Origin of the sequence: Allosphingosinicella sp., from assembly GCF_035626655.1 — a bacterium.
Lineage (GTDB): Bacteria > Pseudomonadota > Alphaproteobacteria > Sphingomonadales > Sphingomonadaceae > Allosphingosinicella.
In genome coordinates, this window is the sequence record NZ_DASPNF010000005.1 from 247,876 (window position 1) to 262,474 (window position 14,599).

General features: G+C 68.8%; 15 protein-coding genes. 8 read left to right on the forward strand and 7 right to left on the reverse strand.

What is annotated here, in order from left to right:
- Window positions 1–67: 67 nt before the first annotated feature.
- From VEC11_RS04075 to tpiA, 5 genes are all read right to left on the reverse strand, one after another.
- Window positions 68–382: a DUF1905 domain-containing protein gene (locus VEC11_RS04075; protein ID WP_464129285.1), complete on the reverse strand. Its 315-nt coding sequence runs from the start codon at window positions 380–382 to the stop codon at window positions 68–70.
- Complete coding sequence (locus VEC11_RS04080; RefSeq protein ID WP_464129287.1) at window positions 379–1,494, reverse strand: hypothetical protein; 1,116 nt, start codon at window positions 1,492–1,494, stop codon at window positions 379–381. The genes VEC11_RS04075 and VEC11_RS04080 overlap by 4 nt, the downstream gene beginning before the upstream one ends.
- 15 nt (window positions 1,495–1,509) lie before the next feature.
- Entirely contained in the window at window positions 1,510–3,150 is a 1,641-nt protein-coding gene (locus tag VEC11_RS04085; RefSeq protein ID WP_464129288.1) for a CTP synthase, read from the reverse strand.
- 94 nt (window positions 3,151–3,244) lie between these two features.
- Window positions 3,245–3,613 carry a preprotein translocase subunit SecG gene (gene secG, locus VEC11_RS04090; RefSeq protein WP_464129698.1) on the reverse strand — a complete coding sequence of 123 codons (369 nt, stop codon included), beginning with the start codon at window positions 3,611–3,613 and terminating at the stop codon, window positions 3,245–3,247.
- 80 nt (window positions 3,614–3,693) lie between these two features.
- A complete protein-coding gene (gene tpiA / locus VEC11_RS04095) occupies window positions 3,694–4,443 on the reverse strand; it encodes a triose-phosphate isomerase (RefSeq protein WP_464129290.1) in 750 nt (249 codons plus the stop codon).
- 83 nt (window positions 4,444–4,526) lie between these two features.
- Here tpiA and VEC11_RS04100 point away from each other — a divergent pair, with 83 nt between their 5' ends.
- The 6 genes from VEC11_RS04100 (at window position 4,527) to VEC11_RS04125 (ending at window position 9,207) form a co-directional block, all read left to right on the forward strand.
- Window positions 4,527–6,488, forward strand: a complete 1,962-nt coding sequence (locus VEC11_RS04100) for a SurA N-terminal domain-containing protein (protein ID WP_464129291.1) — start codon at window positions 4,527–4,529, stop codon at window positions 6,486–6,488.
- Between the two features lie 12 nt (window positions 6,489–6,500).
- Entirely contained in the window at window positions 6,501–7,103 is a 603-nt protein-coding gene (locus tag VEC11_RS04105) for an anthranilate synthase component II (protein ID WP_464129293.1), read from the forward strand.
- A 57-nt stretch (window positions 7,104–7,160) separates the two neighbouring features.
- A complete protein-coding gene (gene lexA, locus VEC11_RS04110; RefSeq protein WP_464129294.1) occupies window positions 7,161–7,808 on the forward strand; it encodes a transcriptional repressor LexA in 648 nt (215 codons plus the stop codon).
- A 10-nt stretch (window positions 7,809–7,818) separates the two neighbouring features.
- A complete protein-coding gene (locus VEC11_RS04115) occupies window positions 7,819–8,142 on the forward strand; it encodes an ExbD/TolR family protein (RefSeq protein ID WP_464129296.1) in 324 nt (107 codons plus the stop codon).
- 12 nt (window positions 8,143–8,154) lie between these two features.
- Window positions 8,155–8,502: a VOC family protein gene (locus VEC11_RS04120; RefSeq protein ID WP_464129297.1), complete on the forward strand. Its 348-nt coding sequence runs from the start codon at window positions 8,155–8,157 to the stop codon at window positions 8,500–8,502.
- Window positions 8,503–8,610: 108 nt separating this feature from the next.
- Window positions 8,611–9,207 (forward strand): hypothetical protein, encoded by a 597-nt coding sequence (locus tag VEC11_RS04125; protein WP_464129299.1) that lies wholly within the window; start codon window positions 8,611–8,613, stop codon window positions 9,205–9,207.
- Between the two features lie 13 nt (window positions 9,208–9,220).
- On the opposite strand, the gene VEC11_RS04130 is transcribed toward VEC11_RS04125, so the two are convergent.
- Window positions 9,221–9,703, reverse strand: a complete 483-nt coding sequence (locus tag VEC11_RS04130) for an N-acetyltransferase family protein (RefSeq protein ID WP_464129300.1) — start codon at window positions 9,701–9,703, stop codon at window positions 9,221–9,223.
- A 37-nt stretch (window positions 9,704–9,740) separates the two neighbouring features.
- Window positions 9,741–11,792: a ComEC/Rec2 family competence protein gene (locus VEC11_RS04135; protein WP_464129302.1), complete on the reverse strand. Its 2,052-nt coding sequence runs from the start codon at window positions 11,790–11,792 to the stop codon at window positions 9,741–9,743.
- Between the two features lie 127 nt (window positions 11,793–11,919).
- On the opposite strand from VEC11_RS04135, the gene gltX reads away from it, so the two are divergent.
- Entirely contained in the window at window positions 11,920–13,311 is a 1,392-nt protein-coding gene (gene gltX / locus VEC11_RS04140; protein ID WP_464129304.1) for a glutamate--tRNA ligase, read from the forward strand.
- Window positions 13,312–14,595: a citrate synthase gene (locus VEC11_RS04145; RefSeq protein ID WP_464129305.1), complete on the forward strand. Its 1,284-nt coding sequence runs from the start codon at window positions 13,312–13,314 to the stop codon at window positions 14,593–14,595.
- Window positions 14,596–14,599: the final 4 nt, after the last annotated feature.

Consider the following 14,599-nt stretch of genomic DNA (forward strand, 5'->3'; position numbering starts at 1 on the left):
GGAGGCGCGTGCCGGCGTGGAGCCTAGACTGGATCGTTGGCGGGCGCCAGCATTCGGGCGGGAGGGCTCAGCGGGCGACGATCCGCATCTCCACCGCGACCCGGTCGCCCAGCCCGAGGCCTTCGGCCCGCTGCACGGCGACCTTGATCGGAAGCATGTAGGTGTCGCCGCGCGGGAAGAGCGAGGTCGTGAAGTCGGTCGCGCCGATCCGGGCCTGGACCGGTACGCAGCCCCAGCCGTAGCTTGCGAGGCGCGCGGCGTAGGCGACGTCGGCGACATGTTGGTCGGGAACGGGGAGGAAGAGATAGGGCGCCGGGCCGCGCCAATGGACGATCTCGGCATTGAAGGTGATCTGGGCTAGAGGTTCGGCGTCGCAACTCATAAACGCGATGCCGCCAACTCACGTGGTGACCAGTCGCGCATTTTGCGTTCGCCTAAATCAATCCAATGCCCAATTGGGTCAGCGATTCCATCGGGGCCTACCGGCGCAGGGCGAGATTGAACATCTAAGATCGCTTTCGCGAAACGGCCCGCGAGCACAAGGACATCTTGCTCTGGCCACCAAATCGACATGAGGCGCGCAAACTCTGCCTCAAGTTGATATGGTTCCGCATCGATCGGCACTAAGCGTGCGATTTCTGCGAGCCCTCGATCTGCCGTAGCAAAGATAAATCGACCAAGACCGTCACCTTCTTGACGCATTCGACGAGAGAGATCGCTGACGTGTGTCATGTCCCACGCAGCATTGCGAATCCCAGCCAACGCTCGCTCACGATCCGCAGAGCGGAGTTGCTTAATCAGCCGCTTCTTTGCGGCATTCGGAGAGAAGTACATGGACGCAAAGATTGCTGCTGGTCCTGCTAGGAAATACTCTTCAACCATCCATTCAAGGAGGGTGAGCGCTCGCTCAAGCGGCTTACGATCGGCTAACTCTAGCTCCGCGATTTTGAGCGCGGCAACATAGTTGCGCCGCCATCGGGCCAGTGGGCGAGCTAAGTCGTGACCGGTAATCTTACTGACCGCGGGGCCCCCGAGGCTCTGAGAGCGCCCTCGCGCGATTGCTACCCAAGCCAACGCCTGCGGCTCATCAGCAGCGCGAAACCAAGCAAGCTCGCGGTTCGCAACGTCGTTGCCTTCGAAATGAGCAAGTTCGTGAAACGCGATTGAGGGATCGAAATCCAGTTCCATGCACTGGCAAAATGCCATCAGGTTCGCGGCCAACTGCGATGGCTTGTCGAGCGGGAAACGTGCGCGCCCTTCCGCAATCGACGCGATGCGGCTTACCACATTGCGGTCTGGCAGGATGACGATCGTTTCGCCCATCAGCTTCGCGTATTCGACCACCATGAGATCAAACACCCCAAGGTCGGCGGGAATAAACCCGGGCACGATGCCGCCATCGGCCATCAACTCGGCGGCAATTTCATGCAGGTCCTCAAGAGGGAAGTCAGGAGGATAACATATGGCGAACAGGCTGTCCGATTCGTCATCCATTGTGGATAGGGCCGCCTAGACCAGCCTGCTCTGCCGCACCGCCGCCTCGATGAAGCTCGCGAACAGGGGATGCGGGTCGAAGGGCTTGGACTTCAGCTCCGGGTGGAACTGGACGCCGATGAACCAGGGATGGTCCGGGCGCTCGACGATCTCGGGCAATTCGCCATCCGGGCTCATCCCGGAGAAGACCAGGCCGCCGCTTTCCAGCGCGTCCTTGTAGTGGACATTGACCTCGTAGCGGTGGCGGTGGCGCTCGCTGATCCTGTCATTGCCGTAGATGCTCCGGACGACGCTGTTGCCGGCGAGGCTCGCCTCATAGGCGCCGAGGCGCATCGTGCCGCCGAGGTCGCCGCCGGCCGAGCGCTTCTGCAGGCCCTCCTCGCTCATCCATTCGGTGATCAGGCCGACGATCGGCTCATCGGCCTCGCCGAACTCGCTCGAGCCCGCCCCCTTCAGGCCGGCCGTGTTCCGCGCCGCCTCGATGCAGGCCATCTGCATGCCGAGGCAGATGCCGAAGAAGGGCACCCGGCGCTCGCGGGCGAAATGGACCGAGGCGATCTTCCCCTCGGTGCCGCGCTCGCCGAAGCCGCCGGGGACGAGGATCGCGTGCATCGGCTCCAGGGTGGAGGCGATCTCCGCCTCGGGATGCTCGAACAATTCCGCGTCGAGCCACTTGATGTTGACCTTGACGCGATTGGCCATGCCGCCATGGACCAGGGCCTCGGTCAGCGACTTGTAGGCGTCCTGCAGGCCGACATATTTGCCGACGACGCCGATCGTCACCTCGCCTTCCGGGTTGAACAGCCGGTCGGTGACGTCGTCCCAGCGCGCCATGTCGGGCTCGGCCGCGCTTTCGAGCAGGCCGAAAGCGAGCAGCACTTCGGCGTCGAGGCCCGCCTCGTGATATTGGGCAGGCACCGCATAGATGCTCCGCGCGTCGAGCGCCGGGATGACCGCTTCCTTGCGGACGTTGCAGAACAAAGCGATCTTCGCGCGCTCATTGTCCGGCAGCGGGTGCTCGCAGCGGCAGACGATGATCTCGGGCTGGATGCCGAGGCTGGTGAGCTCGCGGACGCTGTGCTGGGTCGGCTTGGTCTTCAGCTCGCCGGCGGCGGCGATATAGGGCACCAGGGTGGTGTGGATCGAGAGGCAGTGGCCGCGCGGGCTCTCGTTGCGGAACTGGCGGATCGCCTCGACGAAGGGCAGGGATTCGATGTCGCCCACGGTGCCGCCCACCTCGCAGATGACGAAATCCAGATCCTCGTCGACGTCGGCGCGGATGAAGTCCTTGATCGCATTGGTGACGTGCGGGATCACCTGCACGGTGGCGCCGAGATAGTCGCCGCGCCGCTCGCGCTGGATGATGCCCTGATAGATGCGGCCCGAGGTGACGTTGTCGCTCTGGCGCGCGGGCACGCCGGTGAAGCGCTCATAATGGCCGAGGTCGAGGTCGGTCTCGGCGCCGTCGTCGGTGACGTAGACCTCGCCATGCTGATAGGGGCTCATCGTTCCCGGATCGACGTTCAGATAGGGATCGAGCTTGCGCAGGCGGACCTTGTAGCCGCGCGCCTGCAGCAGCGCCGCGAGCGAGGCGGCCATGAGACCCTTGCCAAGGCTGGAGACCACGCCGCCGGTGATGAAAATGAACCGCGCCATGGGAATCACCGGTTAGACGGGCCGGGTGCGATCCGGCAAGCCGTCGAATCACTTTATTTTGCCCGCGGGCCCGATCGGGCCGCCAGCGCGGGCCTTATTGGCCGGGGATGCTGGTGCCGTTGCTCGCGGGCGCGGCCGGCGCCGGGGCCGCGGCCTTCGGGGCGGCGGCGGGCGCAGGCGTGCTGGCCGGACGGGCCGGCGCGGCCGGCGCCCGGGTCGCGCGGATCTCGCCATTGCCGCGCTGGCCGGCGGCGAGGCCGGCGAGCAGGATCGAGAGGCAGATGAAGACCGTCGCCAGGATCGAGGTGCCGCGGGTCAGGAAGTCGGCGGCGCCGCGCGCGCTCATCATCCCCGCGGGGCTGCCGCCGCCGGCAAGCCCGCCGCCCTCGGAGCGCTGCATCAGGATGAGCGAGATGAGCGCGACGGCGACGAGCGTCTGGATGATGAGCACGAAGGTGAACAGGCCGGACATCGGAAACTTTCGGGAAATGAGGTTGCGGGCGATCTAGTCGATCGGGCTCCGCGGTTCAACCATGGCGGCGATCAGCCGGCGGCGGCCTCGACGATCGGCACGAAGGCCGCGGCGGTGAGGCTCGCGCCGCCGACCAGGGCGCCGTCCACGTCCGCGACGGCGAAGAGCTCGGCCGCATTGTCGGCCTTCACCGAGCCGCCGTAGAGGATCCGGATCCGGTTGCCGCGGTCGCCGAAGCGTCCGACCAGGTGGGTGCGAATCGCCTTGTGCATCTCGGCGACGTCGGCGGGCGTCGCGACGTTGCCCGTGCCGATCGCCCAGACCGGCTCGTAGGCGACGACCAGTTCCCCCTCCTCCCAATCCTCGGGCAGCGAGCCGGCGAGCATTGTGGTGACGCGCCCGACATGGCTGCCCGCGCGCCGCTCGGCGTCGGTCTCGCCGACGCAGACGATGGTGAGGAGGCCGCCCCGCAGCGCCGCCTCGGCCTTGGCGCGCACCTCGGCATCGGTCTCGTGCTGGTCGGCGCGGCGCTCGCTGTGGCCGGTGATGACCAGCTTCGCCCCGGCCTCCTTCAGCATGCCGACCGCGACGCAGCCGGTATGGGCGCCGCTCTCATGGGCATGGCAGTCCTGCGCGCCGATCGCGATCGCGCCGCCGGCCCGGGTCACGGCGGGCGCGATCAGGGTGAAGGGCGGGCAGATGGCGACGTCCACGCCGCCGGCCGCCCTTGCGGCGTCGGCGACCGGGCCGAGCTCGGCCAAGGCGGCGAGGCTGCCGTTCATCTTCCAGTTGCCGGCGACGAGCTTGCGGCGGAGGTGCATGCGATGGCTTTCCCGGATTGTGGAGTTGCCGGGCGCCTAGCGCGCTTCTATGACCCGCGCAAATCACCTTCTTCAGGATCCCCATGGCCCGCAAGCGATTCCGTAACTTCACCGTCGGTGCGATTCTGTTCCTGTCGCTCGTCGCGATCGTCATCACCGGCTTCGGCACGGGCGGCGGCGGCCTGGGCGACCTGGGCGGCAGCGGCGGCGCCCCGACCGGTACCGAGCTCGCCAGGGTCGGCAGCCGGCCGATCACGACCGAGCAGGCCAACAACCAGTTCAACCAGAGCTTCCAGCAGCTGCGCCAGCAACTGCCCAACGTCCAGATCCTCGAATTTCTGAACCAGGGCGGCTTCGAAGGCTCGGTCGACCGGCTCATCGCGCTCGAGGCGCTGCGCCAGTTCGCCGATGCGCGCGGCATCGCCGTCACCCAGCAGATGATCGACAACGCGATCGCCAATGCGGAGGAGTTCAGCTTCGCCCGGATCGGGGGCAATTTCGACAACGGCATCTTCCAGCGCGCGCTGCAGAGCGCCGGCATCTCGGTCAACCAGGTGAGGGATGAATTCGCCCGCCAGCTGCTGCAGCGGCAGGTGCTCCTCCCCATCGAGACCGGCTTTACCATGCCGCGGGGCGTGGCCGAGGCCTATGCGGCGGTGCCGCTGGAGCAACGGACGGGCCTGATCGGCGTCGTGCCGGTCGGCGCGATCGAGCGCAGGCTCAACCCGAGCGAGGCCGAAATCGCGCGCTACTACCAGACCTATCGCGACTTCTTCGCGGTGCCGGAGCGAAGGGTGATCAAATATGCGGTCATCGGCCCCGAGCAGGTGAGCATCACGGCGCCGACCGATGCGGAGATCCAGGCGGTCTACAACAATACGCCGCGCTACCAAGCGGGCCGGATCCGGACCCTGGAATCGATCATCTTCGGCGGCCGCACGGCCCAGGCGGACGCGACCGCCTTCGCCCAGCGCGTGCGCGGCGGTACCGGCTTCCAGCAGGCCGCGCAGGCGGCCGGGCGGGGCGATGCCTATGCGCGCCGGGAGAACCAGACGGAGCAGCAATTCGCGACCCTGGTCACGCCGGAGGTTTCCGCCCAGGCGTTCCGCGCCGGGCAGGGCGCGGTCATCGGCCCGGTCCGCTCGTCGCTCGGCTGGCACGTCGTCCGCGTCGTCAGCGCCGCCGGCGGCCGCCCGCTCGAAGCGGTGCGCGCCGACATCGTCCGCGAGATCGAGCGCCGCAAGCGCGTCGCCGCGATCGCCGCCCTCGCCACGCAGATCGAGGAGCAGATCGAGGACGGCCGGAGCTTCGAGGAAGCGGCCGCCGGCGCCCGCCTCACCGCTGTCACCTCGCCGCCGATCACCGCGCAGGGCCGGCTCGGCAACGGCGCCCCCTGGCCAGGCCTGACCGCCGACTTCCGGGCGGCGCTGCCGGCGGCGTTCGACATGGAGGCGGATGCCTCCGAGCCGCAGGTCGTCGCCGTCGAGCAGAATGCGCGCTACGCCTTGATCGGGATCGAGCGGACCGAGGCCGCGGCGCCGCCGCCGCTGGCCGAGGTGCGCGACCGGGTCCGCGCGCAGCTGGTCCGGCGCACCGCGGTCCGGCAGAGCTGGCGAATCGCCCATGCGATCGCGGCGCGGATCAATGCCGGCACGCCGGTCGCCCAGGCCTTTGCCCAGGCCGGGCTGCCGCTGCCGCCGCCGCAGACGATCACCGCGCGGCGCGGGCAGATCATGGCGCAGCAGGCGCCCGAGCCGCTGCAGCTCTTCTTCCGCCTGCGGCCGGGCACGGCCGGCGTGGCGGCTGCGCCGAACGATGCCGGCTGGATGATCGCGGTGCCCCAGCAGAGCGTCCGCGGCGGCGCCGCGGCGGCGCAGGCCGTGGAGGCGGCGCGCGCCCAGCTCGTCCAGGCGGTGCCCAGCGAGGCAGAATGGGCGTTGCTGAAGGCGATGGAGGACCGGGTCGGGGTCCAGCGCAACACCGCGGCGATCCGCGCGGAGCGGCAGCGTATCGCCGCGACGATGAGCACGGGTCCCCAGCAATAGGCGGCGGCCGGCTTGATCCTGGTCATCGACAATTATGACAGCTTCACCTGGAACCTGGTCCAGTATCTGCGCGAGCTGGGCGGCGCGGTCCGGGTCGAGCGCAACGACTCGCTGACCGCCGCCGAAGCGCTCGCCAGCGGCGCCGCGGCGATCCTGATCTCGCCCGGGCCAGGCACTCCCGACGAGGCCGGCATCTCGCTCGATCTTGTCGCGGCCTGCGCCGAGGCGCGCCGGCCTCTGCTCGGCGTCTGCCTCGGCCACCAGGCGATCGGCCAATATTATGGCGGGCGGGTGGTCCGCGCGCCCGCGCCGATGCACGGCAAGGTTTCGCCGATCGCGCATGACGGCAGCGGGGTTTTCGCCGGCCTCCCCTCTCCCTTCGACGCGACCCGCTATCACAGCCTCACGCTCGCGCCGGACAGCCTGCCGGACGCGCTGATCGTCAACGCCCGCACCCCCGACGGGACCGTGCAGGGCGTGCGCCACGAAAGCCTGCCGATCCACGGCGTCCAGTTCCATCCGGAGAGCATCGCCAGCGAGCATGGCCATGCCCTGCTGGCCAATTTCCTCGTATTGGCGAAAGCAGCCGCGGAGCCCCTTCCCGCCCCCGCTTGACTCCGCGCGTAACGTTCCTTACACGTTCCGCAAACGTTCCACGGGAGGGACACTAGGATGCTCACGCGCAAGCAACATGAGCTGCTTCTCTACATCGACCGTCGCCTCAACGAGACGGGCATTTCCCCCTCCTTCGAGGAGATGAAGGAGGCGCTGGACCTCAAGTCCAAGAGCGGCGTCCACCGGCTGATCTCGGCGCTGGTCGAGCGGGGCTTCATCCGCCGCCTGCCGAACCGGGCAAGGGCGCTCGAAGTGCTGAAGATTCCGGAGGCGGACAAGGGCGCCGCCAAGGCGCCGGTCATGCCGCCGCGCCCCGCCAATGACGACGTGCTCGACATCCCGCTGCACGGCCGGATCGCGGCCGGCACGCCGATCGAGGCGCTGCAGGGCACCGACACCCTCCCCGTTCCCGCCGCCTTGCTCGGCCCGGGCGAGCATTATGCGCTGGAGGTGGCCGGCGACTCGATGGTCGAGCTCGGCATCCTCGACGGCGACTATGCCTTGATCCGCAAGACGGACGTCGCCCGCGACGGCGAGATCGTGGTGGCCCTGGTCAACGAGGAGGAGGCGACGCTGAAGACTTTGCGCCGCGAGGGGCAGATGATCCGCCTCGATCCGGCCAACCGCCTCTACGACCCGCAGCGTTACCGGCCCGAGCAGGTGCGGATCCAGGGCCGGCTGGCGGGGCTGCTGCGGCGTTATTAGGCAACGGGGCATGAACGCCCGGTCGCTGGTCGCGCTGCTGCTTGGGGCGGCCGGCGCGGCGAGCTGCGCCACGCCGCGCGTCATGGCTGTGACGACGGGCGGAATGGGAACCGGGGCGGCGCCCTGTTTCGCCGAGGTCGAGGGACGGCGGGTTCCGCTGGCTGAATTCGGTGCCTTTGCGCGGCGCTGGCGAGGCCGCGAAGCACAGCTAAAGGCCGATATCAACACGCCCTATCGCTGCGTGGGGCCCATCATTTTCGAGCTGCAGCGCACTGGCTTCCGGAGGATCGGCTTCACTGCGGAGCCGGCGCCTGCACCGGAGCCTGCCGACTAGAAGGGAATTGCCATGGCCCGCCTGAACTATGTCGAGTTGACCGCTTTCGACGTCCCGGCGGCAAAGCGTTTCTATGAGGCGGCGTTCGGCTGGACGATGACCTCGTTCGGGCCGACCTACGCCGCGACGATGACCGGCGACACCGATATCGGCATCCAGGGCGATTCGGCCGAGGCGATCGGCGCGCCGCTGCCGGTGATCGACGTCGAGGATTTGGAGGCAGCGATGGCGGCGGTGCTCGATGCGGGCGGCACGCTCGCTCGGCCGATCTTCGCCTTTCCCGGCGGGCGGCGCTTCCACTTTCTCGATCCGGGCGGGAACGAGCTGGCCTGCGTGCAGGCGGACCAGGGTCCGCACTAGAGTCGCCGCGCAGTTCGACGATCATTCAGGCATCCTTGTCGAAGCGATGGTGGCGGTGCGGTCCCCGGGCGGGCAAGGACGCGGCCTCCGGAAACCAATGGTGGGGATATGATGCCGAAACGCCGCGTGCTGTTGGCCCTCGCCTGGCTTTGCTCCATGCAACCCGCTTTCGCGCAGCCGCTGCAGGGCGCGGCCGTCTCGCCCCCGCGGGCAATGGCGGCGCGTGACGGCCAGCGCGATTTCGATTTCGAGATCGGCCGCTGGCGGACCGAGCTGCGCTACCTGCAGAACCCTTTGAGCGGCGAGCCGGAGCGCTGGGTCGACTATCGCGGCACAAGCATCGTTACGCCGGCCATGGACGGCGATGCGAATCTGGTCGAGCTGGATGTGGCGGGTGCCGCGGGCCGGATTCGCGGCCTCTCGCTCCGGCTCTACAATCCGCACACGAGGCAATGGAGCCTCAACTTCGCCAGCAAGCGCAGCGGCCGGCTCACGGCGCCGGTCCACGGCAGCTTCGATGCCGGCGGCCGCGGCCTGTTCTACGGCCGGGACGATGTCGACGGCCGGGTCGTGCTCGTCCGTTTCGTCATCACGCCGGAAGGCCGCGACAGAATCCGCTTCGTGCAATCCTTCTCCGCGGACGCCGGCGCGACCTGGCAGGACAATTGGATCGCCGTCGACACCAGACTGCCGGCCAGGCCCTGACGGGCAACGGCTGCTAGAGCCGCTGGTACATCACCAGCACGTCGACCTCGCCGAGCGTCGGATGGTGGAAGGCGCCGGGGAGGCGCCCGGCTGTCTCGAAGCCGAGCCGGTGCCAGAGGTTCACCGCGCGCACGTTGGTGCTGACCACGAAGTTGAACTGCATCGCCGCGAAGCCCCTCTCCCGCGCCCGCTCCAGCGAATCCAGGCAGAGCGCCGCGCCGACCCCGCGGCCGCCGGCGTCTTCCGCCACCATATAACCGGCATTGGCGATATGGGCGCCGCCGCCCGCATGGTTGGCGCGCATGAAATAGGTGCCGAGGATGCGGCCCTCCTCCTCCAGCACGAAAGGCTCGCGGTCCGGCGCGAACCAGTAAGCGAGCGCCTGTTCGCGGGTCATGTCACGGTCGAGCGCCCAGGTCTCGCCGGCGCGGATCACCGGTTCGAGGATCGACCAGATGGCGTCATGATCGGCGGGGGTGGCGGGGCGGATCGGCATGAGCGGCACATAGAGCGGCCCTGCCCCGGTGCAAGTCTCAGCGCGCCGCCCAGGGATGGCCGCCGACGCGCGCCGCGACCGTGGCGACTGCCGGTGGGTCGCCCAGCACGATCGACAGGCCGCCGGTCTGCCGGAGGAAGGCGCGGTCGGCGCGGAGCCAGCGCGGGCTGCAGCCGCGCGGCAGGTTGCGGTCGGCGACGACGATGTCGGCCTCGGCGCAGGCGCTGATCATCTCCGGCCAGGCGACAATGTGGCGGCTGCGCGTCGCCAGCAGCCGCCAGCGCCGCCCGCCCCGTTCGAGCGTCGCGACACAAAGCGCGTCGCTGCAGGACGCTTCCGGCAAGGTCTCGAGATCGAGGAAGTCGGGTTCGGCGCCGCCCGCTTCGGCCAGCGTATCGCGGACATAGTCGCCGGCACGGCTGCGCAGGATGGCGAGGCGCCCGTCGTCCGTCCGCAGGGCGAGATGACGGCCGTCGCCGGTGACAATCAGGTCGGGCGCGGCCGTCAGCAGCGCCCAGAGCGCGCCGGCCGCCACGGGAAGCATGCCCCAGAGTCGCCAGCGGGTCCGCCAGAGGCAGATCCAGAGCCCGCCCGCCATCATCAGGCCGAAGGCGGCGGCGGGCATGGCCGGCAGCAGGGCGACGGCGCCCGGCGCGGCGGCGGTGGCGTGGGCGAGCCGGAGCAGGAAGGCGAGCGCCTGCCCGGTCAGCCACCAGAAGGGCGCGCCGAGCCCGACCGTGTCGAAGAGCAGGGCCAAGGCCTCCAGCGGCATGATCACGAAGGTGGTGAGCGGGATCGCGATCACGTTGGCGAGCGCGCCGTAGAGACCCGCCTTGTGGAAATGGAAGAGTGCGATCGGCATCAGCGCGATCTCCACCGCGAGGCCGGTCAGGACGAGGCCGAAGAGGAAGCGGCCGAGGCGCATCGGCCAGATTTCCTCGCGCCGCGACACCCAGGCCTGGACGCGCGGATTTTCGTGCAGGGCGATGATCGCGACGATGGCGGCGAAGCTCATCTGGAAGCTCGCGCCCGGCAGGCTTTCCGGCCAGAGCAGCAGCACGACGAGCGCGGCCACGGCGACGAGCCGGAGGGTCAGCGCCTCGCGCCCGAGCGCGATGCCGAGCAGGACGAGCAGAGCGGCGATGCAGGACCGGACGGTCGGCACCTCGGCGCCGGTCAGCAAAGTATAGGCGACCCCCGCCAGCGCCCCTGCGCCCGCGGCAATCAGGATCAGGCGGAAGCGGAGGGCCAGCAGCGGGCTCAAAGCGAGCAATTTCAGGGTCAGCAGCATCACCGCGCCGACGACGGCGGTGAGGTGCAGGCCGCTGACCGAGAGCAGATGGGCGAGGCCCGAGCGGCGCATCGCCTCGGCATCCGCCTCCGGAATGCCGAACTGGTCGCCCGTCGCCAGCGCCGCGGCGATGCCGCCCTCCGCCCCGTCGCCGAGCGTGGTCCGGATATGGGCTGAGAGGCGCTGCCGCCAGGTCGCGATCCGCGCCGAAAGGCTCTGGCCGGCGGGCGCAGCGGTGACGGCGATGTCGAGCGCGCGCCCGGTGCCGCCGATCTGCTGGAACCAGGCGGTGCGGGAGAAATCATAGCCGCCGGGCACCGACATCGGCGCCGGCGGCATGATCCAGGCGCGGAGGCTGATCGTGGCGCCGGCAACCAGGCCCTCCGGCATCTTCTCCCGCTCGACATTGACCCGCAGCCGGACCGGCATGTTCTCGCCATGCGGGCGCACGACCAGGCGGACCGCCTCGTCCGCGGCCAGGGTCTGGACGCTCTCCACGGTCGCGCTGACCTGAAGCAGTTGCTCGCGCTCGAAGCGGGGCGCAGCCGCCTGCTCCGCACGCCACCAGATCAGGCCGCAACCGAGCGCGGCGGCGAGGCCGAAGAGCGCGAAGGCGCGGCCCCAGCGCGTACCGGGCGCCAACGCGACGAAGCCGAGGGCGGCCGCGCCGGCGAGAAACAGGAAGCCCGTCCAGGCGGTCTCGTCGGGCAGGAAGAACCAGGCGGCGATGCCGGTGAGCAGGCCCACGGGCAGCCAGAGCGGCAGCTGGGCCCGCTCGGCCTCGAACAATGCCTCCAATCTGGCGGAAAGCCGGGAAAGAGCGGCTTTGGCGGGACCCGCCTCCCCCCTTGGTGGGGGCGCTTCGCCTATGCTAGGGGCCCTCGCGTGACCGGCCGCCATGCGCCTGTTCTTGGAGATTAGACGCGTGAGCGCAAGCCGAGTTGTAACCAGATTCGCGCCTTCCCCGACGGGCTTCCTGCATATCGGCGGCGCCCGCACCGCGCTCTTCAACTGGCTTTATGCGCGCCATCATGGCGGCCGCTTCGTGCTGAGGATCGAGGATACGGACAAGGCACGCTCCACCAGGGCGGCGATCGACGCGATCCTCGACGGCATGACCTGGCTCGGCCTCGACTGGGACGGCGAGGCCCACTTCCAGTCAGAATATGCGGACCGGCATGCCGAGATCGCGCACCAGCTGCTGGCCAGCGGCCATGCCTATAAATGCTGGATGAGCCAGGAGGAGCTGGCGGCGCAGCGCGAGGCGGCGCAGGCGGAGCGGCGGCCCTTCCGCATCCGCAGCCCGTGGCGCGATTGCGGCAGCGAGGGCGAAGGCGGCTATGTCGTCCGGCTGAAGGCGCCGCAGGAGGGCGAGACCGTTATCGAGGATCTCGTCCAGGGCCGGGTCGTCGTGCAGAATGCCGAGATCGACGATTTCGTCCTGCTCCGCTCGGACGGCTCGCCGACCTACATGCTCGCGGTGGTGGTCGACGATTTCGACATGGGCGTCACCCACGTGATCCGCGGCGACGACCATCTGAACAACGCCTTTCGCCAGCTCGCCATCATCCGGGCGATGAACTGGCCCGAGCCGGTCTACGGCCATGTGCCGCTGATCCACGGCTCGGACGGGGCGAAGCTCTCCAAGCGGCACGGCGCGCTCGGCGTCGAGACCTATCGCGACGAGCTCGGCATCCTGCCCGAGGCGCTATTCAATTATCTGCTCCGGCTGGGCTGGGGCCATGGCGACGACGAGATCATCTCGCGCGAGCAGGCGATGGACTGGTTCGACGCCGACGCGATCGGCAAATCGCCCTCGCGCTTCGACCTCAAGAAGCTCGAGAGCCTGAACAGCCATTATCTGCGCGAGGCCGAGCCGGCGCGGCTCGCGGCCCTGGTCGCGCCGCTGATTCCGGGCGCGAACGCGGACCTGCTTGAGCGGGCGATGCCGGTGCTCACGCCTCGCGCGAAGGACGTGAACGAGCTGGCCGAGGGCGCCGCCTTCCTGTTCAAATCCATCCCGCTTGACATGGACGAAAAAGCGGCCTTGCTGCTCGGCGGAGACGCAAGGGACCTGCTCGGCCGCGTCCACCAGTCGCTCGCCCGATTGGCCGACTGGACGGTCGAGGCGACGGAGCAGGCCGTGCGGGAGGTGGCTGAAACGTCCGGCGTCAAGCTGGGCCAGGTGGCGCAGCCCTTGCGGGCCGCGCTGACCGGCCGGGCGACCTCGCCGGGGATATTCGATGTGCTGGTGCTGCTCGGTCGGGAGGAAAGCCTCGCCCGGATCGCCGATGCGCAGACTGGGAAGGACCAATAGATGGCGGGCAAGGCCTCACTCACCCTTGGCGGCAACGCGCACGATTATGACACGCTCTCCGGCTCGGTCGGGCCGGACGTGATCGACATCCGCAAGCTCTATGCGGATACCGGCGTCTTCACCTACGATCCGGGCTTCACCTCCACCGCCTCCTGCCGGTCCGAGATCACCTATATCGACGGCGATGCCGGCATCCTCCTGCACCGCGGCTATCCGATCGAGCAGCTGGCCGAGAATTCGACCTTCATGGAGGTCTGCTATCTGCTGCTGAACGGCGAGCTGCCGACCGCCGACGAGCTCGCCAGGTTCACCTACACGATCTCGCGCCACACCATGCTGCACGAGCAGCTGGCGACCTTCTACCGGGGCTTCCGGCGCGACGCGCATCCGATGGCGGTGATGTGCGGCGTCGTCGGCGCGCTCTCGGCCTTCTACCACGACAGCACCGACATCACCGATCCCAAGCAGCGGATGATCGCCTCGCACCGGCTGATCGCCAAGATGCCGACGATCGCGGCGATGGCCTACAAATATACGCTCGGCCAGCCGTTCATGTATCCGCAGAACAACCTCTCCTACACCGGCAATTTCCTGCGCATGACCTTCGGCGTCCCGGCCGAGCCCTATGAGGTGAACCCGGTCATCGAGCGGGCGATGCGACGGATCTTCATCCTCCACGCCGATCACGAGCAGAATGCGTCGACCTCGACGGTGCGGCTCGCCGGCTCCTCGGGCGCGAACCCGTTCGCCTGTATCGCGGCGGGCATCGCCTGCCTCTGGGGCCCGGCCCATGGCGGCGCCAACGAGGCGGCGCTCAACATGCTGCGCGAGATCGGGCGGCCCGAGCGCATCCCCGAATATATCGCCCGGGCGAAGGACAAGAACGACCCGTTCCGACTGATGGGCTTTGGCCACCGGGTCTACAAGAATTTCGACCCGCGCGCGAAGGTGATGCAGGCGACGGCCGAGGAGGTGCTGAAGGAGCTCGGCATTTCCGATCCCGTCCTCGACACCGCCCAGGAACTCGCCGCGATCGCGCTCAGGGACGATTATTTCATCGAGAAGAAGCTCTATCCGAACGTCGATTTCTATTCGGGCGTGATCCTGAACGCGATCGGCTTCCCGACCGAGATGTTCACCGCCCTCTTCGCGCTCGCCCGCACCGTCGGCTGGGTCGCGCAGTGGAACGAGATGATCTCCGACCCCGAGCAGAAGATCGGCCGCCCGCGCCAGCTCTATACCGGCGCGACGCAGCGCGACTACGTCCCCGTCGGCCAGAGATAGAGCC